The organism is Dactylosporangium maewongense (assembly GCF_039531485.1).
In the GTDB taxonomy this organism is placed as follows: Bacteria; Actinomycetota; Actinomycetes; order Mycobacteriales; family Micromonosporaceae; genus Dactylosporangium; species Dactylosporangium maewongense.
Genome location: NZ_BAAAQD010000051.1, coordinates 13,005 through 36,452, shown reverse-complemented (window position 1 = coordinate 36,452; position 23,448 = coordinate 13,005). Strand labels below are relative to the sequence as shown.

Genomic DNA, 23,448 nt, shown 5'->3' with positions numbered 1-23,448 from the left:
GCGAGGGTGCAAGATGACTCGCATCCTCACGTTTCCTATACGATCCGAGTGCGCGTCAGCATGCAGCAGCGCTGCGATCGATGTCAACAGGTTCGCGAAGACGCAAGAAGGGGCCTCACGTCACGATGGACGACGAAGCGACGATCGCTTGGGACCACGGGGCCATGACGGGCGCGGTGCCGCCGGGAAGATCTCGCGGCCGGCTCGCCGACGAGGTGTACGACACGCTGCTCGGACAGCTGATGTCGTTACGGATCGAGCCCGGCTCCCGCGTCACGATCGACGTCCTGGCACGGGAGCTGGGGGTCTCGCAGACGCCGATCCGCGACGCGCTGAACCGCATGGAGGCCGAGGGTCTGGTCGTGCGGGTGCCGCACGCCGGCTATCGCATTCCACCGCAGATCACCCGCCGGCGGTTCGAGGACATGCTCGAGATCCGCCTGCTCCTGGAGCCGGCGGCGGCGCGCAGATCCGCCGAACGCGCATCCCCGGAGCAGGTGGCCGGCCTGCGGGGAATGCTGCAGGAGATGGCGGAGCTGGAGCGGAACGACGGGCCCATGGCCTACGGCGCCTTCGGGCTGCGCGACGCCGCGTTCCACGATCTCATCGCCCTGAGCGCGGAGAACCAGGTCATCCGCGAGGCGCTGGCCCGCCTGCACACGCACGTGCACCTGTTCCGGCTGCACCGCGACATCCAGGTCACGCACCTGGCCATGGCCGAGCACGAGGAGATCGTGGCCGCGGTCGCCGCACGCGACCCCGACGCCGCCGCCTACGCCATGCGCCGGCACATCCTGCGCTCCGGCGAGCGGTTCCGGCGGTTGTTCGACGAGGCGGAGGCAGCGGAAGGGGCGGCGGCAGAGGCTTGACGGGCGGACCGGCCCCGGGAATGCTGACTCAATCGGATCGGATCGTATTGGATTACCTGGCCCCCAGATGTGAGGAGAAGCAGGTGCCCAGAGCACTGCTCCTGACCGGCGACGCCGCCGAAGAGCTCGACACCATGTATCCCTACTACCGCGTGCAGGAGGGCGGCTGGGACGTCGACGTCTCGTCACGGACGTTGCGCGACGTGCAGTTGGTCATCCACGAGTTCGACCCCAACTCCGACGCCTACGTGGAGAAGAACGGCCGGAAGCTGCCGGTCGACGTGCCCTGGTCCGAGGTCGACGTGGAGCGCTACGACGCCCTCATCATTCCCGGCGGCCGCGCCCCCGAGTGGATCCGGGTCGACGCCGACGTCAGGCGCATCACCGAGCACTTCTTCGCGCGCAACCTCCCGATCGCGCTGGTGTGCCACGGCGCGCAGGTGCCGGCGGTGTACGGGCTGCTGAAGGGGCGAAAGACGGCGTGCTTTCCCCCCATCACCGGTGACATGGAGAACGCGGGCGCGACGGTCATCGATGCTCCCGACGTCGTGGACGGCAACCTCGTCTCCTGCCGGGGGTGGCCCGACATGCCGAAATTCGGCAGGGCGATGATGGAGGTCTTTTCGAAGTCCATCAGCTCCGCATCGGCATGAGCACCCCTGACCTGCCCCGGTGACGGCACTTCGGACCGTCACGGTCGACGGCTCCCCCGTCCACGTCATGGAGAGCGGCACGGGGCCCGCGGTGCTGATGCTGCACGGCTCCGGACCCGGCACGACCGGGTCCGGCGCCTGGGCAACGACGGCGCAGGCGCTGGGCACGTCCTGGCACCTGGTGGCTCCTGACCAGGCGGGGTTCGGCCGTACACCAATCCCGGCGGGCTCCAGGGGCGGGCTCCGGCTGTGGACGGAGCAGGCCGCGGGCCTGATGGATGCGCTCGGTGTCGAGCACTACGCCGTGGTGGGTCACTCCATGGGCGGTGCCGTGGCGCTGGCGCTGGCGGCCGCGCGTCCCCAGCGGGTCACCCATGTCGTGGCGGTCTCGACGATGGGTGCCCCTGGGGCGCCGCTGTCCGCCGAACTCGACGCGGTCTGGGCCGCCCCCGCCGGCCCGCCCGGGGCACGAGACATGTTGAGTCGCCTCGTTTACGACCAAGCGCTCGTGACCGAGTCGGCAGTCGACGCCCGTGCAGCCGCGATGCGAGCCGGGGCGGCCGCATTCGCGTCGTTGTTCCCTCCACCCAGGGCACGTTGGGCCGACGAGCTCGCCCTCCCGGCGCAAACGCTGGCAGGGGTCCGCGCGCCCGTGCTGCTCGTCCACGGCGCCGAGGACCGAGTCACCCCGATCGGGACGGCAGCCCTGCCCCTGCTCGAACATCTGGCGGATGTCCGTCTGCACGCGTTCGGGCGATGCGGGCACGTGCCGGCGATCGAGCACCCGCACGACTTCAGGCGACTCGTGTCGTGCTTCCTTCGCCGGGGACAAGGCCACTGAAGACCTTCGGCTTTGGGTGGTGGTCATGTCCGAAGTGGATCCTCGCCGTCGAGATGCTCGACGGGCTCGCCCGGCATGGACTGAGGCCACCGTTCGTCACGGCCGGCGCCACTGTCGGGTGGTCTTCCGTGCCTGATCTTTCGGATCGGCAGCGCCCGGCCGGGGTTTGGAAGGGTATTGAACTAACCGGTTGGTGTGCGTAAAGTCGGTTCAACCGCGAACGACGGAGGCACTATGGAACACCTGCGGGGCGTGCGATGACCCTGGTCGCCGGGGTCGACACGTCGACCCAGTCGACCAAGGTCGTGGTGTGCGACGCGGACACCGGCGAGGTGCTCCGCGAGGGCCGCGCGCCGCACCCCGACGGTACCGAGGCCGATCCGCGCCTGTGGTGGGCCGCGTACGAGCAGGCCAGCGCCGGACTGCTGGACGGTGTCGCCGCGATCGGCGTCGGCGGGCAGCAGCAGGGCATGATCTGCCTCGACGAGGCCGGCGAAGTGGTGCGTCCCGCTGTGCTGTGGAACGACACCCGCTCGGCGCGCGCCGCGGTCGACCTCACCGACGAGTTCGGCGGCCCGCAGGCGTGGGCCGACGCGGTCGGGCTGGTGCCGGTGGCCAGTTTCACGGTCACCAAGCTGCGCTGGTTCGCCCGCGCCGAGCCGGAGCTCGCGGCCCGGACCACCACGGTGCTGCTGCCGCACGACTGGCTCACCCACCGGCTGCGCGCGGACGGGGGCGAGCCGACGACCGACCGCGGCGAGGCCTCCGGCACCGGGTACTGGTCGCCGGCGACCGGCGAGTACCGCCGGGACCTGGTGAGGCTCGCCTTCGGCCGGGACCTGGCTGTGCCCCGGGTCGCTGGGCCCGCCGAGACGGTCGGCGAGACCGCGTCCGGCGCGGTGCTCGCCGCCGGCACCGGTGACACGATGGGCGCGGCGCTCGGCGTTGGCCTGCGCCCCGGCGACGTGGTGGTGTCGCTGGGCACCTCGGGATGCGCGTTCGGGGTGAGCGAGGTTGCGACCGCCGACGCGAGCGGGCTGGTGGCCGGCTACGCCGACGCGACCGGCCGGTTCCTGCCGCTGGTGTGCACGCTCAACGCCGCCCGGGTGCTGAGCACGGTCGCCGACCTGCTGGGCCGGTCGCTGGCCGGGCTCGACGAGTTGGCACTCTCGGCGCCGCCGGGCGCGGGCGGGTTGACGCTCCTGCCGTACCTGGACGGAGAACGTACCCCCAACCTGCCCGACGCGCGCGGTCTGCTCGCCGGGCTGACCCGGGCGAACGCGTCGCCGGCGAACCTGGCGCGGGCCGCGGTGGAGGGCATGCTCGGCGGCCTCGCCGACGCCCTCGACGCACTCCGCGCCCAGGGCACCCCGGTCAACCGGGTGCTGCTGATCGGCGGCGCGGCCAAGTCCCGCGCCGTACGGGCGGTCGCGCCGGCACTGTTCAACGCGCCGGTGAGCGTGCCGATCCCCGGCGAGTACGTCGCGCTCGGCGCGGCACGTCAGGCGGCCTGGGCGCTGTCCGGCGGTGCCGAGCCGCCGCACTGGCCTGTCGAGGCCGAGGAGGTAGCCACCGCCGGTACCCCGGAGGTGCACGAGCGCTACGTCGACGTCCGCCAACGGTCGCTACGACTGCTGACGCAACGGGACCGAGCGCGGTAGGTCGAACGCGGAGCGCCCTCGACGGCGCCCGGCCCCGCCCCGCGACACCCACCACCATCGTGAGGAGCTGACCATGATCGCCACGCCTACCGCGCCCACGGTGCCTTCGCCGACGCCTCACCCCCTGTCGCTGGCGGAGCTGGCCGCGGCACACAGACGGCGGTGACGGCTCAGAAGAGCGACAGTTGACCTTCGTCGCCGGAGCGGGCACCGCCCGCGCTGTCCAACGGGATGCTCGCCACAGCCGCCAGATCCGTCATGACTGGATCGGTTGGCCAGCCGACCCGAACAAGGGCGCCGAGCAGCAGAGCAGTGCCGACGGTGTCCCATAGCGCGGTGGGGCTGGCCGTTGGGCACCGCAGCGGTGAGGTCGAGCGCTGCGAGCAGCGTGGTGAGGCTGTAGCCGGTGCCGGTCATGACGTGCCGAGCCAGCTTATAGGTGTCCAGCAGCGCTGCCGGCGTGATTGAGGGACACCGCTGGTGCAGCAGGCGCCAGTCCACGCGCACGTTGTGTCCGACGAGGACGGCACCGTCGAGCCGGGCGGCCAGGCCCGGCTCGGCGGCGGCCAGTGTGGGGGCAGACGGCAGGACGTCGTTGGTCAGCCCTGGTGAGATCCATGGCCGGTTCGGGATCGGGCGGCCGGGGTTGATGAGATAGCCTGAACCACCACAACGATCCTGTCCGTCAAAACGGGTCAAGCCCAGTTCAAGCTCGCCGACGCAGCACCAATGTCAGTCCTCGGCGCAGGCGCTCCGGCCCCAGGCACCGCCCATCCACAGTCCTGGTCGCCTTCGGCACGCCACGCACCGCGCAGCAGCCCGCCCGGGCCGGCCGGGGCATGCGGGCATCAGCGGGTAGCCGTTGGCACGTCGATGAAGAGCCGGATGTCGCGCTCTGGGCTGCTTTCGAGGGTCATCGCTCCACCCAGTGCTTCGACACGGTCGCGGATTCTGACCAGTTCGGGGCCCGATGCGACGTCCCCGGTCCGCATGCCGTTGATCTCGATGTGGAGCAGCAGCCGGCCGCTGCGTACGGACGCCTCGATGTTGACCAGCGTCGTGTGTGGATGGTTGTTCGCGAGGGCAAGGGCTTCGGCAACCATGTGGTACATGCCGATCTCCACCTGCTCGTCGGGTCGGGCGGGCAGATCGAGGGTTGTCTCGACCGGGACCGGTGTGCGGCGGGCCAATGATCGGATCGCCGATAGCAGGCCACGCTGCGAGAGGATCGCCGGGTGAACGTCGCGGGCGATGGTCGCGAGGTCGTCCAACGCTGCGCTCATGCGGGCCGTCAACATGGATACCTGGGCGTGGAGTTCGGTGAGATTCGCCGGTATCTGCGCGTCCAGCGTCTGCAACGCCCACAGCGACGCCGTCAACCGCTGCTGCGGCCCGTCGTGCAGCTTCCGCTCGATCGTGCGGCGGGTCTCGTCGGCGGCGAACATGATTCGCGTGCGTGCCTCGGCGGAGTCCGTGCGTGCTTGGTGGTCGGCGACCGCGACTGCGACGAGGTCGGTGAACGGCGTGGCCCGGGACGTGACGGTCTCGGGCAGTGTCTCCGGGCGCCGTGACATGAGCCGTAGTACGCCCCAGGCGCGGCCGGCGGCAATGACCGGCACACCGATCGCGGCCTGCAGGCCGAAGCGGGCGGGTCGCTGCCATGCGGGTGCCGGGGTACCGGGGTGGGTGAGGCGGACCGCACGGCCGGAGCGAAGCACCTGAGCGGCCATGCCCTCCGGCTCGAGGCGGACCTGTTCGTCAGCGGGCAGATCCCACTGTGCGTGGCTCCACGTCGCCACGACACTCGCGGTGCCGTCAGGGTCGAAGTGCAGCAGGTCGGCCAGGTCGGTGCGGAAGAGGATGCCGGCCTGCTCGGTGACCGCGTCGAACACCGCTTGGGGTGTCTGGGCACCTGCGGCCGGCGTTCCCGCGCTGCGCAGCGCCGACTGCTCGGCGATCTTCTCGTTCAGTGTGTGCCGATGCTGCGCCAGGGCGCTGACCATGTTGTTGAACGCGTGTTGGAATCGGCTGGTCTCCGCGGGACCGTCCTCGGGTACCCGGATGGTGAGCTCGCCGTCGGCGATCTTGACCGCGGCGGCCTCGAGGTTGCGCACCGAACCCGCGACCGCCGTCGCGTGGCGGCGCATCAGGACCAGGGCGACCAGCGAGAACAACGGCAGGACGACCCCGGCGAGGATGCCCGTGTTGCTGTGTGTCTCGGCTCTCGCCCGGGCCCTGACGGTGGACCGGTTCACCAGTTCCAGCAGCCGGTCCAGGCGCGATCCGATCAGGTCGGCGTGTCGCCGCGCTGCCAGCATGATCGCGTTCGAAACGGTGGCCGGACCACCGGAGCGGCTCGTCGCCAGTGCTGGTGCCAGGTAGTTGCTGAGGTACTCGTTGAGGTACAGGTTGATCTGTCGGAGCAGCATGACTTTGACGGGGTCGTGCGTGACGCTTCGTTGCAGTTCCCGTTCCCGCCGCGGGATCACGTCCAGACTGCTGGCCAGACGCGTGCGGAACAGCTGGTCGCCGGTGGCCGCGAGACCGCACCGGGCTGCCTCGGCGTCCGTTACGAGCAGCGCCAGTGCTGTCACTGCGGATCTTGCCTGGTCCTCGGCCTCGGCTGTGTGCTCGGCCCGCCGTCGCTGGTCGAAGGAGATGAGCATCGTGCCGAGCGCGGCACAGATCGCCAGCACGAACACGGCGGTGAGCACCGACGAGGATCTGGCAGGCCTGCGCATCGGTACGATCGCCTCCTAGCGGATCTGGTGGTGGATCGCGATGCGGCTACCCCTCCCGGCAAACCCCGCACACCAGGACGCCCCCGCCACCCCCGATCTCATTTCGCCGCCATCGGCGGCGCCCCGTCCCTGCCCCTCACTGCGGGGGACTGACACCACTGTGCGCGGATCCGGTCCAGTCGCCCCACGGTCAGACGAGGCCTGTGCTGTCTCGTCGGGACGTTCGTGGCTACGGTGTACGGGGTGAGGCCGTCGGTCCAAACAGATTCGGGTCCGCCCAGTTCGGCGACACGACCGACCATGCTGGCCGGACGATGCGGCCCGAGTAGGTGTGAGGATTCGTGAAGGTATCGACACGGGCGGCGTTGTTCGCCGTGACCGGCAACGCCATCGTGATGGGCGCCGTCGGGGTGACCGCTCCGATCGGGTGGTTGCTGGTGCCTGGCGTGGCCGGGATGGCGTCCCGGCCACGGGTGGCGGCGTTGATGTCCGGCTGGGCCGGCGCGCTGATTCTGCTATCGGTGGCGGTACCGATCGTCCCGGGCCACCGCGGTGACCGAGGGGCACTAGCGACGTCCGCGCTCTATCTTGCCGTCATTCCGGTGTTGTCATGGCGGCGGCGACGCACCCGGCTCAGCTGGTCCCGGGCAGCGGTGCCGACCGTCGTCGACGTGGGCACCGGCAGGGTCGACCGGCCGGTGATGCTGGCCGTGTCGCGGGTGCCCGGTGAACTCGCGACCGCCGTGTTTGTGCCGGGTGATGGATTGTGGGTGCTGATCGGCATGGTGATGGGGGACGTGCCGGATCTGGGACGATGCGTACGGACGGTGGAGCGGACGTTCCGCTCTGCCGTGCGTCGCGGCGGTGCCGGGTTGTGGCAGCTGCCGGCTCTGTTGACACCTCTGGTCCGGCGGCATGCCCCTGACGGGTACGCGGCGGCCACATTCGTGCGTGTGGACCTGGCAGGCGCGGTACAGGTACTGCGATGCGGCGGCCCTGAGATCCTCGGCCTACGGCACACGGCAGACGCACCGGACGGTCTGCTGGACGTGCTGGATGCCGGGCCTGGCGCGTTGCCGCTCGGAGCGGTGCTAGAACCGGTGCTTGTGCCGCGTCTTCCGGACGACGCCAGGATCGCGATCGTGACGACTGGATACGCCGTCGCGCACTACGACAACTACGCCGACGCAGTGCACCACACACTACGCTGCGCCGACACCGCAGTGGCCGCCGCGCGGCTGCTGGACTCCCCGACCAGCGCGGCCGGCGCATCCGTCAGCAGAAATCCTCCCGGCCCGGCGGTAGTGATCGACAGAGTCGGAGGCATGCATTGACCACGCATCGCTTCGGCCACTCGCACCACTCGCCGCGCCGCCGTCCCCAGCACCGCCAGCTCGGCGAGCTGACCGGCCGCACCGTCATGCGGCCAGTCAGAGCAGATCGGGTGGCCGAGGCCACCCGATCTGTAGCTCATCCGATGATGTCGCGGGTCGGCGCCAGCGAAGGGGCCGCCGGGAGTCTCTCGCTGGCGGTGTCGCTCCCCCAGGGACCCGCGGCAGCCTTTCGAGCAGGCCACACAACTCAGGTGCTGAGGCTCACGACGCCCACCGCGAAGAAGGCCGCGGCGATCAGGAAGTATCGATTGCCGGGGCGGAGCAGCCACAGCCGCACCCCGGTCGGACCTTCCGGCCCGGGGTCGGTGCGCCGGGCCTTCCGGCCGCGCGGACGGCTGCGCTCGCTGAGCCGGCCACCCCGACCGGCGAGGACGGCCGCCCCGCCGTGCAGGATGCCGGTGAGCATCGCGATGCCGAACGCCACCTGGATCGCGCCGGACGGTTGGTTCGAGTGACCGGCCATCAGCTCTTCGACCGTGATCGAGACGATGCCCGCGACGAAGCACACGCCGGCAGTCAACGCCCAGGTGAGCGCCCGCACAATGTGACCGACCCCCAGGTCTTCCCAGGTCGTCGTCGCATTCCGTAGATCCTCGTCGATTGATTCGGGGGTCTCGTCGAGCCAGCGGGCCAGCGGCCGGCGGAACAGCCAGCCGAGGTGCCGGCCCAGGTCGAGCGACATCGCCGTTGACCTGGGCCTCATATCCTTCGTCACTGTCAGAGGCTACCTATCTTGTCAGTGGATTCAGTACCTCGAGTAGCCGGTGCCGACCCAGTAGGCGCCGACCTTCTTCCGGCACTTCGCCCGCAGACCGCAGCCGGTCTTCGCGAGGTCGAAGGCGCCTACCCCGACCGAGATCTTGTCCGGGCGGAACGCCTTCCGCGCGACCGCCTTGGCCGAGTCGGCCTTCCGCATCGCTCGGTTGAGCAGGTTCTTCGAGGCTCTGCTGCCCGGTGCTGCCTTGTACGCCTTCCGGGCTTTGGTCGCCTTGTAGGCCGTGTACCCGTACTTGGCGTACTTGCCGAACCTCGCGACGCCGCCGATACCAGGAATCGCACTCGCGGCGCTAAGCGCCGCCGACCCTTTGTTGCCGGCCTTGTAATCGTTGTACGCACCCCAGAGCGTGAAGCCTGTCGCGACCACGGCGAGACCTGCCGCGAACGGTTGCAGGCCGGGGACGAACGACATGACAAGCGCCGCGGTACCCAGCGCCGTGCCGATGTTGCCGGCGTTGTTGCTGACCCACTTGAATGCCTTACGGATCGACGGCCATTTGCCGTCCAGGTCGAAGCAGTTGACCGGGTCGGCGTCGCAGTAGTCGTACGCCGTCGCTGATCCGCCCTTCTCGGGGTCCATCTGCAGGAACCGGCCGAGGCCAGGTGCGTACAGCCGGACCCCCATCAGCACCGTGTCGCCCAGGCTCTCCGCCGAGCGCAGTTTGCCGCCGAGCCAACCGTACCGGGCGGCACCCCCCGTGACCGCCATGCCGAACTCGTCGTAGGTGGAGACCTGGATGTCGGTCAGCGCCGTGTTCGTCGTGACGACGACGTCGCCGTGCAGGTTGGTCAGTTGCAACTGGACGCTGCCGGACGCCGCGGTCGTCACCACGAGCCCGGCGTCGGGCCCAAGGACGTTGCGGCTGATCGCACCGGTCGTGGTGTTCTCCACGATCCACCGAGGTGAGTCACTGTCGTCGCCGTAGTGGTTGAGCAGCGACGCAGTGGTCACCGACGGCGAGACCGTTCCCTTGGTAAAACCGCGCAGCCGGCGGGCCGGATCGAGGTTCCACTCCTGCCGCTGGTTGCCAAGCTGCTGCACGGCGATCATGTCGTTGGCGTGGTAGGTGTTGGTCACCCCCGACGGCATGCCGGTGACCCGGCCGAGCGCGTCGGTGAGGTATCCGGTGTCGGTGAGCCGGTCGGCCGTGTCGTAGGTGTGGTTCTCGATGGCGTCCGGCGTCTCCGTTGCGGCGCAGAGCTGGCCGGTGCGCTGCCAGGTGCGCTTGGCCAGCCGGTTCGTCCGCGTGTCGTAGCCGTACTGATGGTTGGCGCATGTCGTCGCCGTGGTCTGGGTCGCGGACGTCAGCCGACCAAGGGTGTCGTACCCGTAGGTCTTGCTGCCGCCGGTGTAGACCTCGTTGATCCACTGCCCCTGGGTGTTCTCGACGATCGTCTGGTTGTAGATCGTCGAGTCGTCGGAGTCGCGGACGTAGCGCCGGGCGACCGGTGCCATCGACGCGTCGAGCGTGTCGGTGCGTGTGATGCCGCCGGGATACTTCAGCTCGGTCAGCTGCCCGTTGGCGGCGTACTTCGCGGTGAACGTGCCCGCGACCGAGTCGGTCATCGAGGTGAGCATGCCCCGGGGCTCGGTCACGAGGTCGTACGCGTAGGTCTGGAACCCGGTCGGGTCCAGGACCTTGCCGATCCGGTCGAACCGGTCGTACTCGGTGCGGGTGGTCGCCCCGTCCGCATCGGTGTACGCGACGAGCCGGCCGAGCTTGTCGTATTCCCGGAGCAGTGTCTTGCCGCCGGCGGTCGTCTTCACGGACTTGCCGTTGGCCAGGTCGTACTCGTAGGTCGCGTCAGGCACCGCAAGCCCGAGCGTCGACGTAAGGCTCGTCGACGTGAGCCGGTTCGCGGCGTCGAACACATTGGTGACCCGGCGCACGTCGCTGCCGACGGTCTCGGCGACGACGGTGGCAGAACCCTGCCGGTTGTACTGCTCGACCCGGCGCAGCGGCAACTGTGTCGGCATGTCGGCCCGGTGTCCGGTGATCGCGCCGCCGGCCTTGCTGACGCAAGCCTGACCGGCCCACTCCGGCTTGTTGCCACAGGCCGCGTCGTCGGTGTTGGCAAGGGCGGTGTAGAAGACGCTCTTCTCGATCAGCGCGTCGGTGCCGGTCGAACCGACCCCCCACGCCTCCACGATCCGGCCCGCGCTGTCGTAGCGGGTGTAGGAGGTACCCGCGTCACTTGTCGAGGACGTCGCCTTGCGCAGGACCCAGCCGGACGTGCCGCCCTTCTCCGCGCCGTACCCGCTGAGCACGGTCCGGCTGTCGGCGTCCGGGTATCCGTCCACGGCCGCCGAGGTGATCGTCGTGGTCAGCAGGTGGTAGGTCCCGCCGTCGGGCTTGCCCTCGTCGTAGCGGTTGACGGTCCGGTTGCGGGCGATGACCTGCGAACCGGCCGGCAGCGTCGGCTTACCAGCCGCGGCCAACTGCCGCTCCAGCGCGATCCGCACCACCGGACCTTGTTCCTCGACCAGGTCGAGCCCGTCGGGGCTGTACCGGCTGACACTGGCGAGCAGCGCGGCCCGTCCCGCCGAGTCGGCCGGCAGGTTGAGGTCGGCCGCCTTGGCCGCGGCACCAGGCAGTGTGCCGAGCGCCAGCTCCCGGTTGTCCGCCTTGAGTGCCCATACGACGTTGCCGAACTCGTCGTACACCTGCGAGTCGATGTGCGCGCCGGGTGTCGCGATATTGGTCTCACGACCGGACGCGTCGAGATAGTGCGTGGTCGCGTACGTGTAGCCGCCGGTGCCGGGGGTGGTGGCGGTGGCGACGTTCACCGTCGGTGGGAACTGCGGCGTGAACACTGCGGTCGCGTCCGTCGGCACACCGGTCTGTCCCCATGCGGCGAGCGCGGTGGCGTTCATGTCGTGCGGACCGCCGGCGGCCTTGGTCAGCGGCACCTGGTAGACGAAGTTGGTCGCAACCTCACCGTCGAGCTGGTCCTTCGTGCCGGTGACCAGCGCGGCCCGGCGGACCTTCAGCAGCCGGCCTGCGTTGGCATCGCCTGTTGCTGTGCCGTAGTCGAACATCCACGGCAGCTGACCGGCCGGTGTGACCTTGGTGAGGCGGCCGGCCGTGTCGTATTCGTAGGTGGTCTTCAGCGGTGGGGACAGTCGCGGGTCCCACACCTCGCGGAGCCGACCTTGGCTGTCGTAGGCGTAGTTGGCGACCTCGACGGCGGTCTCACCGCCGGCGCCGGCGTTCGCGGCCGGGTCCCAAGACCAGACCTTGACGGCCCGGACCTGGTCGATGACGTTGCCGAACGTCGAACCGGACGCGGTCGTGGCCGTCGCGTACTCGTATTCGAGGACCTCGCAGCCGCGGGCCGGCACCGGCGTGGTGCAATCTCCGATGCCAGGCTCGGTCGCGTTGATGACCCGCTTGACCAGCGTGCGGCTGTCGGAGGAGTCGTACAGGTAGCGCGTGGTCGAGTTCTGGTCCGAGGTCCACGTCGTGGAGATCAGGAACGTCTCGGTCTGCTTCACGAACTGCGACGTCGTGCCGTCGAGCTCACGCAGCTCGTACACGGTGTCGGAGACCTTCACCAGGCTCAGGTCCTCCGCACCCGGCTCGGGGAAGAACTGGCCGGAGGCGCTGCGACCGAAGGTCAGGTAGTCGCCGCCGGCGCTGGTGATCTTCGCCAGGTCCGGCGAGGGGAACGTCAGCGACTCGTAGTCGACCTCGGCGACGCCGCCGTCCGCACCGCCGCGCCACTGCGGGCCGAACGGCGCGACGATCTCCTTCAGGGACAGGTTGTCCCAGAAGACCGCCTTGTTGGAGCCGTAGCCGTTGCCGTTGTAGAGGCGGATGAACGCCTCCGTGGCGCCGGCAGGGATGGCGAGGTCGAGGGTGAGTTCCTGCCAGCCGTCGACCCATTGGGCCTGCACGGACCGGAACTCCTGGTACACGCCGGCGCTGTCGCGGTAGAAGCCGACGATGCGGCGGGCGCGGACCTCGGTGCTGTCCAGACCGGTGACGGCGGGTACGTAGATCCAGCCGGTGACCCGGTAGCGCTTGCCGGCTTTCATACCGTGCCGGAGTGCGCCCTGGTCGTCGCCGAGCGCGGCGAACGTGTCAGTGGCACCGAACCCGGCTGGTTTCGTCGCGAGGGGCACGACCTGCAACGAGTCCGTCGAGGAGCCCTGCCCGCGGGTGGTTACCCGGGTAGCCGTGGTGGTGCCGCCGGTGGTGAACCCGGTGGGGCTGGTGGTGGTGACCTGCTGGAGGTTGGCGGGCAGCCGCTCCCCCTGGGTCATCCAGCCGTCGTTCGGCTCCCGGGATGACGAGGCCCGGCGAACGCCGAGCCCGAACTCGTCGGCGTCGGACGATGAGACCGAGTAGTCGCCGGTAAGAAGGTTGACGGAGCCGGGTCCGATGTCGTCTCCGGCGGCGCCGTCGCCGTCGGGGTCGACGGTCACGGTGATCCATTGGGTGGTGTAGCCGGGTTGGCCGACGGCGTCGGGGTAGAGCGTGGCGCGGATCTGTACCACGCCGCCGACGGTGCCGAGGGTGTCGACCGCGTCCCAGATAGCGTTGCCGCCGAGGTCGGAGAGGCCGACCGGTTGCGTCGTGACGGCCGAGCCGTCGGCCTTGTGCAGGTGGGCGAGCGGGACGTCGTACTCGGCGGCGCCGGGTCCGCGCCGGTACTGGAACGTGGCCCGGGTGTAGGTGCCGTCGCCGTCGACGGCGAGCTTGGTCCGTTTGACGACGTTGGCGCCCGGCTGCGGCAACTTCAACCCGGCCCGGCCGACGTTGAAGACGTACGTGTTGGGGTCGGACAGCTGCCCGGCGCGGTCCTTAGCCCGGACGGTCAGCGTGCGGCGGCCGTCCTCGCTCGGCGTGATCTGCACGGTGGTCGGGCTGCCGGCGTTCACCGTGGACGGAGCCGTGTCAGAGTCGAGCTGATAGGTGTAGGCGATGACGTCGGTGTCGGCCGTGGCCGGGGTGAACGTGAACGTGCCAGTTTGGCCATAGCCGCCATGCCCCCACGTGTTGTCGGTGGCGATCGACGGGTACAGCGTCGAGGACACTACGGGGACGCCGGGCTTGATGGAGTCGACGGTGAACTCGCAGGACTGCGACCAGGCCGAGACGAGGGTGTTGTCGGCGGTGTCCATCGCACGGACCCGCCAGCTGTAGGAGCCGCCCTCGGCGAACACACCGGCGGGGATCATCGTGGATGCCTGCGTGGAGGACGGGGCCGTCACATTCGTGGTGCCGATCAGCGCGCCGCCTGCCTGGTACCACTCGAACTGGTTGATGACGCTGCCGCCGTCGGCGTCGCTCATGAACGCCTGCAAGGTAGGCGTGCGGCTGGAGATGTACGGCCGGCTCGCCCCCGTGACGCAGGCCGTCGTCGGCGCGGTGGAGTGGCTCTGCACCTGCGGCAGACTGTTGTAGGTGATGTCGACATAGGGGATGTTGCTGGCGGCATTGGAGGAGTTGAACCGCTTCCACGAATCGTGGTTGTTCTCCAGGGTCGCCCTCAACCCCATCGTGGTCGTCGCCCAACCCGACGACGCGCCGGTCTGGAAGACGCCAGTCGCGGGAGCAGACACCCAGCCCGCGGCGCAGGAGGAACTGAAGCCCTTGGTCTGGTTGGAGGTGTGCTGCTTGGCGTACCAGGCCGGCTGGTTCGTCCACCGCGTCGCGGTGCTCACCGCGCCGGTGGTCCACACCTCCCAGTCCGCGGTGCGGCAGGACCAGGAGTGGTTCTCCCACAGGTAGACCGTCGCCGACGTGATCTTCGCGCCCGCAAGGTAGCCGGTGTTCCACGTCAGGAACGACCGGGCGGTCCACGGGCCGCCGTCGTCGGAGTAGCCGAGCTTCAGATCCGCGGAACCGGACTGGTCCGACGTGTAACCGGTCTGCACAAACGTGTCGAACGTCGGATACACCGACGGGTCGATCGTGACCGGGAACAGCAATGTCGGGTCGGCCAGGAACGCCGCGTCCGGGGTCAGCGTCAGGTCGACGTCGTCACCGTTGCGGACCTGCTTCAATCCGACCGGCGCCACCCGCAGGTGGTCACCGGAGTTCGCGCCGACCCGCGAGTCCCACATCGTCGGCTCGGGGATCCGGCCGGCGTTGCGGCCGCCCTTGCCCTTGAACAGCAGTCCACCGGATCCGTCCGGGGTGGTGGTCACACCCGGCGTACGCATCCGCAGGCCGAGGGTCGCTGACGCTGCGAGGGCGGCGCGGTTCTTCACCACGAAGTTCTGCTCGTAGCCGGTCCGCGTCGCGGTCAGCACCAGGTCGACGCCCGGCCGCACCTCCGCATACGTGGCGACGTTCCCCTTCAGGACCGGGGTCGGCAGATCGCCGGCCCATGCCATGCTCAGCACGCCGTCCTCGCCGTCGAGCTTGGCGAGGGCACGCTCACCGGCACTGGCCTTGCCTGAGAACTTCAGGCCACGGGGGTGCCCGACCGGGGCGACCGAACCGTCGGCCTGCACCTGCAGCGTCAGGTCGACCGGCTTCCACACGTCGCCCTGCTTGAACCGGACCGGTCCGGCATGGACCTGGCTGGTGAACCCGCCCTCCGGCAACGCCCACACCTGCATGGTCTCCGACCGTGCGCCGGTGACCTCGATCCGCTTGCCGCACAACCGCGCCGCCACACTCGCCGACGTCTCATCGGCACGCTCATCAGCACACGTCGGCGCCGGCGGCTTCACCGGGGCAGCCTCGACCGGGGCCCGCAGCGCCACTGCCAGCGAGACTCCCATCACTGAGGCGGCGGACATCGCCAGGACCCGTGGCAGGCGCCCCGCACCCAACCTGATGAACACGCGCGAACGCCAAGCCGCCGACACTGTCACTCCCCGCTGCCGCCTAACTGATCAATGCGAGTGAGGACCGTAAATGGTGTCCGCGACAGTGGGCAACTCAACCGTTCGGTCAATTCGCCATCCGGCGATTCGTTAGCGCCCACAACACCGACGGCGTGAGCTATCTCATAGTTGAGGATTGCCCGAAGGTACGGATCTGAACGATTTCCATCACTGCCCTATATAACTGTGCGTGATTTTGGAATCCTTCAACGAACCGCATTGCGGTCGATTCAGACAACCATTCCAGGAGGCGTCTTCCCAGCTAAAGACCGCTTCGCCCCGGGCTCCACCCTCAACGCCGGTGGACATGGGCGCCCGTTTAGCTTTCCGGACCTTCGCCAGAACAAAGCAGGAGAATCGGACGCGTCATTCCCAATGGGCGTCCACCTGCCGGGCAGGCGTCGCGAATTCGGACATGCAGATCGACATTTAGATCGAATTTATGTCGAGGTGCGGCATACGACAGTTGCCGGCTTGCCGAAGCGTCACAGAACTGTCATATCTTCGCGGCACGATCGCCATACCGGGTTGGCACCCTCTGCCCTGCAGCACGGATAGGTATAGCGCTGCTGTCGGCGGCGGGTGAAGGAGTTACAGGCCGGTGGAGGTTGAACGTACCGCGCTGCCCGGGATCGGGTTGCGGCACGAGTTCGTGACGGCGAAGGGACAGCACGCGGCGGTGGTCTCGCACGTGTCGGGTCGCCGGGACGTTGTGTTGTACGACAGCGCCGACCCGGACACCGCGACCGCGACGCTGTCGTTGACCGGTGATGAAGCCAACGGTGTCGCCGAACTCCTGGGCACCGCCCGGATCGTGGAACGCCTGGCCGACCTGCAGCGGCAGGTGACCGGTCTGAAGACCGTACAGGTGCCGATCATCGCCGGGTCGCCCTACGACGGCCGGACGCTGGGCGACACCCAGACCCGCACCCGGGCCGGCGCCTCGATCGTCGCGGTCATCCGAGCCGGGCAGATCCTGGCCAGCCCCCGCCCGGACTTCACCTTCGAGCCGGGGGACCTCGCCGTCGTCGTCGGCACGGCCGAGGGCACCACGGCGGTCACCGACATCTTCACCAACGGCTGACGGTATGGATGCCGCTACCGCGTTGATCGAGATCGGGGCGGTCATTCTCGGCCTCGGCCTGCTCGGCGCTGTCTCGGCGCGGTTCGCGATCTCGCCGATCCCGCTGTACCTGCTGGCCGGTCTGGCGTTCGGGCAGGGCGGCATCCTGCCCCTGGCGACCAGCGAGGAATTCACCGCGACCGGCGCCGAGATCGGCGTCATCCTGCTGCTGTTCACCCTCGGACTGGAGTACACCGCCCCCGAACTCGTTGGCACCCTGCGGCACAACGCGGCCGCCGGCGTGGTGGACCTGGTCCTCAACGCCGCGCCGGGGGTGGCGGTGGCGCTGCTGCTGGGATGGGGTCCCGTGGCCGCGGTCGCGTTGGGTGGCGTCACCTACGTCACCTCGTCCGGTATCACGGCGAAGGTGCTGGCCGATCTGGGGTGGCTGGGCAACCGTGAGGTTCCGGTCGTGCTGTCGCTGTTGGTCTTCGAGGACCTAACGATGGCCGTGTACCTGCCGATCCTCACGGCGTTACTCGCGGGCGCCGGATTCGTGGCAGGCCTGGGCACCCTCGCCGTCGCCGCAGCGACGATCACGATCATCCTGATCGTCGCGCTACGGTTCGGTCGCTACGTCGAGATGTTCGTCGCCTCACCCAACGAAGAGGTCCTGCTACTCAAGGCGCTCGGCCTGACGGTGCTCGTCGCCGGCGTCGCACAGGCACTGCAGGTGTCCGCCGCCGTTGGCGCGTTCCTCGTCGGCATCGCCCTGTCTGGGCCGCTGGCGCACACCGCCCGGCAGGTCCTCACCCCACTGCGCGACCTGTTCGCCGCCGTCTTCTTTGTATTCTTCGGTCTGCACACCGACCCGGCCGCGCTGCCGCCGATGCTCGGCATCGCGCTGGTCCTGGCGGTGGTGTCGATCCTGACGAAAATCGCGACCGGCTGGTGGGCGGCACGGCGGGCGGGTATCAGCACGCTGGGCCGCGCCCGCGCTGGCGTCGCTCTCACACCACGCGGCGAGTTCAACATCGTCATCGCCGGTCTCGCCGTCAGCGCCGGGCTCAACACCAAAATCGGCCCGCTCGCCGCTGCTTACGTCCTCGTGCTGGCCGTTATCGGCCCGATCCTTGCCCGTTCCCTCGAGCCGTTCGCACGGTGGCGCTCCCGCCGCCGCAGCGGCGGCATGAACACAGCGGCCGAGCCCGCCGTGACCACTTCCGATCCCGACCCTGCGCCAGGTGCGCCATGACCGCGCCGGCCGCACCGCTGGACGCCACGATCGTCCTGCCGTGCTTCAACGAGGCCGCGCACGTGCGGGCCGAACTCGACCGCATCAGCACGGCGATGGACAAAGCCGGACTGCGCTACGAAGTCCTCGCCGTCGATGATGGCTCTACCGACACGACCCTGCAGGTGCTGCGCGCGGCGGCGGCCGTGCTGCCGACGATCCAGGTGGTCGCGATGCACCGCAACGGCGGCGCCGGCACGGTCCGGCGGGTCGGCACACGGATGGCCCGGGGCGACATCGTGGTGTGGACCGACGCGGACATGACGTATCCGAATGAACGCATCCCCGAGTTGATCCGGCGATTGCTGGAGGACCCTACGATCGACCAGGTCGTGGGGGCCCGGACCTCGGAGCAGGGCAGCCATCGGCTGCTGCGCATCCCAGCGAAGTGGGTGATCCGCAAGCTCGCCGAGTGGCTGGCCGGTCAGCCGATCCCGGACCTCAACTCAGGGCTGCGGGCGTTCCGGCGCACCGTCGCCGCGCCGTATCTGCGGCTGCTGCCGCCCGGATTCTCCTGCGTCACCACCATCACGCTGGCGTTCCTGTCCAACCAGCACCCGATCGCCTACATGCCGATCGACTACGCCCGCCGCGCCGGACGCTCGAAGTTCCGGTTCGTCCGCGACGCTTACCGCTACCTGCTGCAAGTGCTGCGAATGGTGATGTACTTCAATCCGCTCAAGGCTCTGATGCCACTCGCTCTGCTGCTGCTCGCCACCGGCACCGTCAAGAGCGCGGTCGACCTGACCGTCCACCCCCTCCGGCTGGCCAACAACACCGTCATGGTCTTCCTCACCGGGCTGATCATCGGTTCACTGGCGCTGCTAGCCGACCTGATCGTCCGGTCCCGCCCGGACGCCTGACGCCCGCCGCCGCCAAGCCCCCCGGCAGGCGGCGGGCGTCAGTGCAGGAGCCCACACGACTCGAACCTGCCCAAGCTATGGCGGAACCAGCTCGACGATGACCGATCCACCAGGGTGTCCATTGACACGAACGCGAGCCCGTTACGATCAACGGCGACCCTTCGGGACCTCAGGACCTCGATGCCAGCCAGCACCTGACCGAGCGCCATCCCCACCTGGTCGCTCAGATCGATGAGGTCATCGCCGCCGCGACCCAGCAACGCCGCGACCAGCACCACACCAGCAGCGCACCGACCTGACAGTCCACGGCTGTTACATACCTCGGACGCTCGCCACGCGGCTCACCCTGGCCCAGCGCTGGTGCCGGCAGCTGCGTCATGAGCGGGTCAACGCTGACGCGGTCATCGTGTGAGAACAATGGCGACGCTGCCCGGCGTGCCCGTGACGGCGCTGGGCTCCGCGTCCTGCCGCGGTCCGGGCCTCGGCCTCGGCGCGCTCACGAGCGCGTGACAAGCCGGCGAGCTCAGGTAGCAGGACTTGATCGCAACGGTCCGTTCGAGCCTGACGTCGACGGCCCGCCACACGGACGCCGTGCCGCCGGTGCCCACCTCGGCGATCAGCCGGTACCGGCCGCCGATCATCGGCATGGCGTCGACACCCCCGGGTCTTGCTGGACGGTGTGGCTCCGCTTGGAGCCGCTGTCGCGATCCTCGCCGCGCGGCATGGAGGACGCTCCTCATTCGTATGACAGTTGTGCGACGAGGCAGCGTGATGCAACGGTCGTCCTACCGTCGGATTGCCTCCGCACCGACCGGCCGACGAGGTTCTGCTGTCGGAAGCGGCGCCACACCCCGACGACGCGGGGGGCCGTTCCATCAGCATCCGTCGCCCCGGCAAGCGGCGATCAGGACGGCAGGATGAGGTCGGCGTAGTCGGCGGCTGTGAGGCGTCCGTCCGTCAGGGACGCGTCGGCGCGGGGTACGCGCAGCGGTTGCCCGTCGTGTCGGAAGGACACGGTGTCGACGTCGGCGCGGCTGGTCAGGGTGCATACGATCTGGCCGTAGGCGAGGACTTCGTCGCTGCGTCCGCTCCCATCGGACCGGCTGCCGATTTCTACCGTCGCGTCGCCGCCACCGACCTCCACGATGCCGGTCACCGTGATGCCGGTCAACGCGCTGGTGTAGCCGGCGTCCCGTTCGGCCGTGGTTGGGCCGGACAGCAGATCCCGCAGATGTGCGTCGATCGCCGGCATCTGCTCGGCCGGGCGTCGGACCGCGACCAGGCCAGTGTCACGGACCAGGAACAGCAGTTCGGCTGGCCGGCCGGGCGCCGGGCTGCCTGTCTGTGCTGGGGAGGGAGCGCTCGCCCGGCTGCTCACCGTGACCGGTCGAGGGCTGTCCTCGGTCGGCACGCCGCATCCGGCCAGCGCCAACGCCAACACCAGCGCGGCGACGAGGGCCCACACACGGTCGGTCACGATGGCTCCCTGCGCAGCTCGACCCGGAACCGTGCGCCACCGCCCGGTCGGTCCAAGGCCACCGCCTGGCCGCCGTGTGCCGCAGCATGCTGCGCCACCAGCGCCAGGCCCAGCCCGGCACCGTCGTCGTCGGTGCGGGCGCCGGCCGCGCGCCCCCGCACGAACCGGTCGAAGATCATCGCCTTGTCTTCCGAGCTGACGCCGGGGCCTTCGTCGTCGACCTCGATGAACCACCGGTCCTCGCTCACCCCGACCCGGACGGCGGTTGCCCCGCCGCCGTACCGTGCAGCGTTGTCCAGCAGGTTTCCGATGATCTGTTCGACGCGGCGGCCGTCCACCAGCCACACGTGCGGTGTGTCCCCGACGGCGCTGACGAGTTCCGGCGGCAGGTTGCGCACCTGACAGGCGCGCCGCGCGACCGCGACGACGTCGACCTCTGCGCGGCGGACCGGCCGGTCGCTCTTCGCCAGTTCGAGCAGGTCGTCGACGAGGGACAGGAACCGGTCGACCTCCTCGACGATCAACCCGACCGCCAGCCCGCTGCGCTGGTCGAGGTGCTCACGCCGGCGGGCCAGCACGCTGGCGGATGCGGCCAGGGTCTGCAACGGCGAGCGCAGCTCGTGACTGACGTCTGCGGCGAACCGGCGGTCCTGCTCCAGCCGCTTCGCCAGCCGGTCGACCATGTCGTTGAACGAGGTGGTGAGCTGGGCCAGGTCGGGCTCGACAGCCGGGTCGAGCCGGGTCGACAGGTCGCCGGCGGCGATCTCCTGCGCCGCCCCGGCCACCTGCCGCAGCGGCCGGGCGACGTACCGGGCGGCGTACCAGCCGAGGCCGGCGCCCGCGACGGCGGTGAGTGCGGCCACGACCGTGAGCACCCAGCTCAGGGTCCGCAACGTCTGGTCCAGCTCCCGGAACAGGTCGACCTCGTACAGCGCCGCCGTGTCCGTCAGCGGCACACCGACGACGAGCGCGGGAACGCCGTTGACCCGCACGAGCTGCTTGCCCGCCTGCCCCTGCTGGACGAGGTGTTGCAAGCTCATCGGCACCGCCTCGGTGATGCCGTCGTCGGCGGCCCGGCCGAACCAGCCGCCGTCGCGGTACAGCATCGCCCGCCGGTTCCCGCCGGTGTCCAATGAGCGCAGCAGGTCGGCGGCGTCGACCTGATCGGTGAGCACGCCCTCCCGCAGGATCCGAGCGTCGAAGGACACCGCACGCACCGACGCCCGCTCGCGCCCCTCCAGCAGGGAACGCCGGGTCGCCTGGTACGTCGCGAACGCCATCGACGCCGATAACAGCAACGCGCCGGCGGCGAACCCGCCGATGACCCGTGTCCGAAGTCCCGCGCGTCTCATCGCTGCAGCTTGTAGCCCATGCCGCGGACCGTGACGAGCCGCTGCGGCGTCCTTGTGTCGCGCTCGATCTTCTGCCGCAGCCGCCCGATGTGAACATCGACGAGCCGCTCGTCACCGGTCTCGTACTCCCACACCCGCTGCAGCAGCTGCTGGCGCGACAGCACCAGGCCCGGGTGCTCGGCGAGCTCGCACAACAACCGGAACTCGGTGCGGGTCAACGCGACCGGCTCACCCTGCACCCGCACCTCGCCGGCCTCCGGCCTGATCTCCAGGTCGCCGAACACCAGTGTCGGCGCCGCGGCGGACACGGCACGCCCCCTGCGCCGCAGCGCCCGCAACCGCGCTGACAGTTCCTTCACCGCCACCGGCTTGACCAGATAGTCGTCGGCGCCGGCCTCGAGCGCGGCGACGATGTCGTGGGTGTCGTCGCGGGCGCTCACCACGACGATCGGTACGTCGTCGTGACGGCGCATCTCCCGCACACAGTCGAACCCGTCCATACCTGGCAGCATGAGATCGACCAGGACGGTGTCCGCCGGCGCAGCCCGTTGCGCCTCCAGGCCCTCCTCCGCGCTCGCTGCGGTCCGCACCAGGTAGCCCTCGTCCTCCAGGGCGAGCGCCAGCGACAACCGGATCCGGTCGTCGTCCTCGATCACCAGCACGCCTGTCACCACTGCATCATGCCCCCGGCGGCGTGTGCCCGTGCGCGAGCCAGCGAGTGGGGTGCGTTTGCCACCCGATGGTCACGTCGTCCCCCGGTGCGGTCGTCGATCACCCGGTCCGCCGGACGCGGGACAGGTATCCGGCGCCGCAGCCACTGCAGGGCCGCGATGTGGTCGACGAAGTTCGGGAACTCCGTATCGAGGCAGAGCAGCCGCAGAGCGCTGAGCACCGACCTGGACGCGCCGACGATGCATGTCCGCCGGTGGTTGGCGGCCGCCCGGTTCCGGGCCTGCATCAGGTGACCACACTCGTCACAGGCGAGGCTGAAGTCGGTGCCGTCGAGGCTCAGCAGCGCGGTCACAGCGACCGGTCGGCCGCGGGCGCCTGCCACCAGCGCAGCTCCTGGACCTGCCGTTCGCGGGTGGCCCGCCTGGGTCGTCGCCGCGGCACGCGATGCCGTGGCAGATAGCCGGGCGGCCGGTCCGTGGCCAGCAGCACCTCCTCCAGCTGCGCCGACTGCAGCTGCAGGCACAGCGGCATCGACAGTCCCCGCAGCGTCAGGCGCCCACCGCTGTCAGCAACGGTGCGGTGCAGGTCAGCAAGGAACGCCGCGCCAACCCCGTCGACGGTTCCGCACCGCGTGAGATCGAGGATGAGATGCGTCGGCTCCATCGCGATCGTGGACTCGATCACCGAGAGGTTGCGGCGCACCGAAGGGCCGTCCAACACCTCGGTCACGCTGATTTCCACAACGGGATCCGCCTCGGTCGACACGGCGGTCTGCATGCGGCTCCTCCAACGGCAGTGGCGCCCGTACGGGTCTCGTCCGGCGTGTGCCGGTCGGGGGTCGACGGGTCCGGGGTGACGTCCGATACCTGCATCACCCTGTGTCGCGCGTATGGAGAAGTCCCCGCGGCAGTGTGACGGTTCCATGACGTATCGCGCCTCGGGCCGGC

Annotated in this window: 17 protein-coding genes; 8 read left to right on the top strand and 9 right to left on the bottom strand. The window is 69.7% G+C overall.

What is annotated here, in order from left to right; genetic code table 11:
- Positions 1–164: 164 nt before the first annotated feature.
- The 4 genes from ABD332_RS56940 (at position 165) to xylB (ending at position 4,024) form a co-directional block, all read left to right on the top strand.
- Positions 165–869: a GntR family transcriptional regulator gene (locus ABD332_RS56940; RefSeq protein ID WP_344515008.1), complete on the top strand. Its 705-nt coding sequence runs from the start codon at positions 165–167 to the stop codon at positions 867–869.
- A gap of 83 nt (positions 870–952) precedes the next feature.
- Positions 953–1,522, top strand: coding sequence for a DJ-1/PfpI family protein (locus ABD332_RS56935; protein ID WP_344515006.1), 570 nt, complete (start codon positions 953–955; stop codon positions 1,520–1,522).
- Between the two features lie 19 nt (positions 1,523–1,541).
- Positions 1,542–2,363: an alpha/beta fold hydrolase gene (locus tag ABD332_RS56930; RefSeq protein WP_344515004.1), complete on the top strand. Its 822-nt coding sequence runs from the start codon at positions 1,542–1,544 to the stop codon at positions 2,361–2,363.
- A 257-nt stretch (positions 2,364–2,620) separates the two neighbouring features.
- Positions 2,621–4,024, top strand: coding sequence for a xylulokinase (xylB, locus tag ABD332_RS56925; RefSeq protein ID WP_344515002.1), 1,404 nt, complete (start codon positions 2,621–2,623; stop codon positions 4,022–4,024).
- A gap of 848 nt (positions 4,025–4,872) precedes the next feature.
- Here xylB and ABD332_RS56920 read toward each other — a convergent pair.
- A complete protein-coding gene (locus tag ABD332_RS56920) occupies positions 4,873–6,765 on the bottom strand; it encodes a GAF domain-containing protein (protein WP_344514999.1) in 1,893 nt (630 codons plus the stop codon).
- A 341-nt stretch (positions 6,766–7,106) separates the two neighbouring features.
- On the opposite strand from ABD332_RS56920, the gene ABD332_RS56915 reads away from it, so the two are divergent.
- A complete protein-coding gene (locus ABD332_RS56915) occupies positions 7,107–8,099 on the top strand; it encodes a hypothetical protein (protein ID WP_344514997.1) in 993 nt (330 codons plus the stop codon).
- 247 nt (positions 8,100–8,346) lie between these two features.
- Here the strand turns inward: ABD332_RS56915 and ABD332_RS56910 are convergent, their stop codons facing one another.
- Together ABD332_RS56910 and ABD332_RS56905 are read right to left on the bottom strand one after the other, a co-directional pair.
- Positions 8,347–8,841, bottom strand: coding sequence for a hypothetical protein (locus tag ABD332_RS56910; RefSeq protein WP_344514995.1), 495 nt, complete (start codon positions 8,839–8,841; stop codon positions 8,347–8,349).
- A 63-nt stretch (positions 8,842–8,904) separates the two neighbouring features.
- Positions 8,905–15,738: an RHS repeat-associated core domain-containing protein gene (locus tag ABD332_RS56905; RefSeq protein ID WP_344514993.1), complete on the bottom strand. Its 6,834-nt coding sequence runs from the start codon at positions 15,736–15,738 to the stop codon at positions 8,905–8,907.
- Between the two features lie 643 nt (positions 15,739–16,381).
- Here ABD332_RS56905 and ABD332_RS56900 point away from each other — a divergent pair.
- Genes ABD332_RS56900 through ABD332_RS56890 form a run of 3 tightly spaced genes read left to right on the top strand, consistent with a single transcriptional unit; the run spans position 16,382 to position 19,000 of the window.
- Positions 16,382–16,864: a cation:proton antiporter regulatory subunit gene (locus tag ABD332_RS56900; protein WP_344514991.1), complete on the top strand. Its 483-nt coding sequence runs from the start codon at positions 16,382–16,384 to the stop codon at positions 16,862–16,864.
- A gap of 4 nt (positions 16,865–16,868) precedes the next feature.
- Positions 16,869–18,098: a cation:proton antiporter gene (locus ABD332_RS56895; protein ID WP_344514989.1), complete on the top strand. Its 1,230-nt coding sequence runs from the start codon at positions 16,869–16,871 to the stop codon at positions 18,096–18,098.
- Positions 18,095–19,000, top strand: coding sequence for a glycosyltransferase family 2 protein (locus ABD332_RS56890; protein ID WP_344514987.1), 906 nt, complete (start codon positions 18,095–18,097; stop codon positions 18,998–19,000). The genes ABD332_RS56895 and ABD332_RS56890 overlap by 4 nt, the downstream gene beginning before the upstream one ends.
- 38 nt (positions 19,001–19,038) lie before the next feature.
- Here the strand turns inward: ABD332_RS56890 and ABD332_RS56885 are convergent, their stop codons facing one another.
- The 6 genes from ABD332_RS56885 to ABD332_RS56860 all read right to left on the bottom strand — a co-directional run bounded on the left by ABD332_RS56885 (position 19,039) and on the right by ABD332_RS56860 (position 23,278).
- Positions 19,039–19,278 carry a hypothetical protein gene (locus ABD332_RS56885; protein WP_344514985.1) on the bottom strand — a complete coding sequence of 80 codons (240 nt, stop codon included), beginning with the start codon at positions 19,276–19,278 and terminating at the stop codon, positions 19,039–19,041.
- Between the two features lie 626 nt (positions 19,279–19,904).
- Positions 19,905–20,477 (bottom strand): GerMN domain-containing protein, encoded by a 573-nt coding sequence (locus ABD332_RS56880; protein ID WP_344514983.1) that lies wholly within the window; start codon positions 20,475–20,477, stop codon positions 19,905–19,907.
- Positions 20,474–21,829 carry a sensor histidine kinase gene (locus ABD332_RS56875; RefSeq protein ID WP_344514981.1) on the bottom strand — a complete coding sequence of 452 codons (1,356 nt, stop codon included), beginning with the start codon at positions 21,827–21,829 and terminating at the stop codon, positions 20,474–20,476. Before ABD332_RS56875 ends, ABD332_RS56880 begins: the two co-directional genes overlap by 4 nt.
- Entirely contained in the window at positions 21,826–22,500 is a 675-nt protein-coding gene (locus tag ABD332_RS56870) for a response regulator transcription factor (protein ID WP_344514980.1), read from the bottom strand. The genes ABD332_RS56875 and ABD332_RS56870 overlap by 4 nt, the downstream gene beginning before the upstream one ends.
- Positions 22,497–22,853, bottom strand: coding sequence for a hypothetical protein (locus ABD332_RS56865; protein WP_344514979.1), 357 nt, complete (start codon positions 22,851–22,853; stop codon positions 22,497–22,499). Before ABD332_RS56865 ends, ABD332_RS56870 begins: the two co-directional genes overlap by 4 nt.
- Positions 22,850–23,278, bottom strand: coding sequence for an STAS domain-containing protein (locus ABD332_RS56860; protein ID WP_344514977.1), 429 nt, complete (start codon positions 23,276–23,278; stop codon positions 22,850–22,852). Before ABD332_RS56860 ends, ABD332_RS56865 begins: the two co-directional genes overlap by 4 nt.
- Between the last annotated feature and the right edge of the window lie 170 nt (positions 23,279–23,448).

What these genes read in the sequence shown, in the direction of transcription:
- ABD332_RS56890 (WP_344514987.1), top strand. Translation starts at nt 18,095, where the DNA reads ATGACCGCGCCGGCCGCACCGCTGGACGCCACGATCGTCCTGCCGTGC.
- ABD332_RS56920 (WP_344514999.1), bottom strand. Translation starts at nt 6,765, where the DNA reads ATGCGCAGGCCTGCCAGATCCTCGTCGGTGCTCACCGCCGTGTTCGTG.
- ABD332_RS56860 (WP_344514977.1), bottom strand. Translation starts at nt 23,278, where the DNA reads ATGCAGACCGCCGTGTCGACCGAGGCGGATCCCGTTGTGGAAATCAGC.
- ABD332_RS56895 (WP_344514989.1), top strand. Translation starts at nt 16,869, where the DNA reads ATGGATGCCGCTACCGCGTTGATCGAGATCGGGGCGGTCATTCTCGGC.
- ABD332_RS56910 (WP_344514995.1), bottom strand. Translation starts at nt 8,841, where the DNA reads ATGTCGCTCGACCTGGGCCGGCACCTCGGCTGGCTGTTCCGCCGGCCG.
- ABD332_RS56875 (WP_344514981.1), bottom strand. Translation starts at nt 21,829, where the DNA reads ATGAGACGCGCGGGACTTCGGACACGGGTCATCGGCGGGTTCGCCGCC.
- ABD332_RS56940 (WP_344515008.1), top strand. Translation starts at nt 165, where the DNA reads ATGACGGGCGCGGTGCCGCCGGGAAGATCTCGCGGCCGGCTCGCCGAC.
- xylB (WP_344515002.1), top strand. Translation starts at nt 2,621, where the DNA reads ATGACCCTGGTCGCCGGGGTCGACACGTCGACCCAGTCGACCAAGGTC.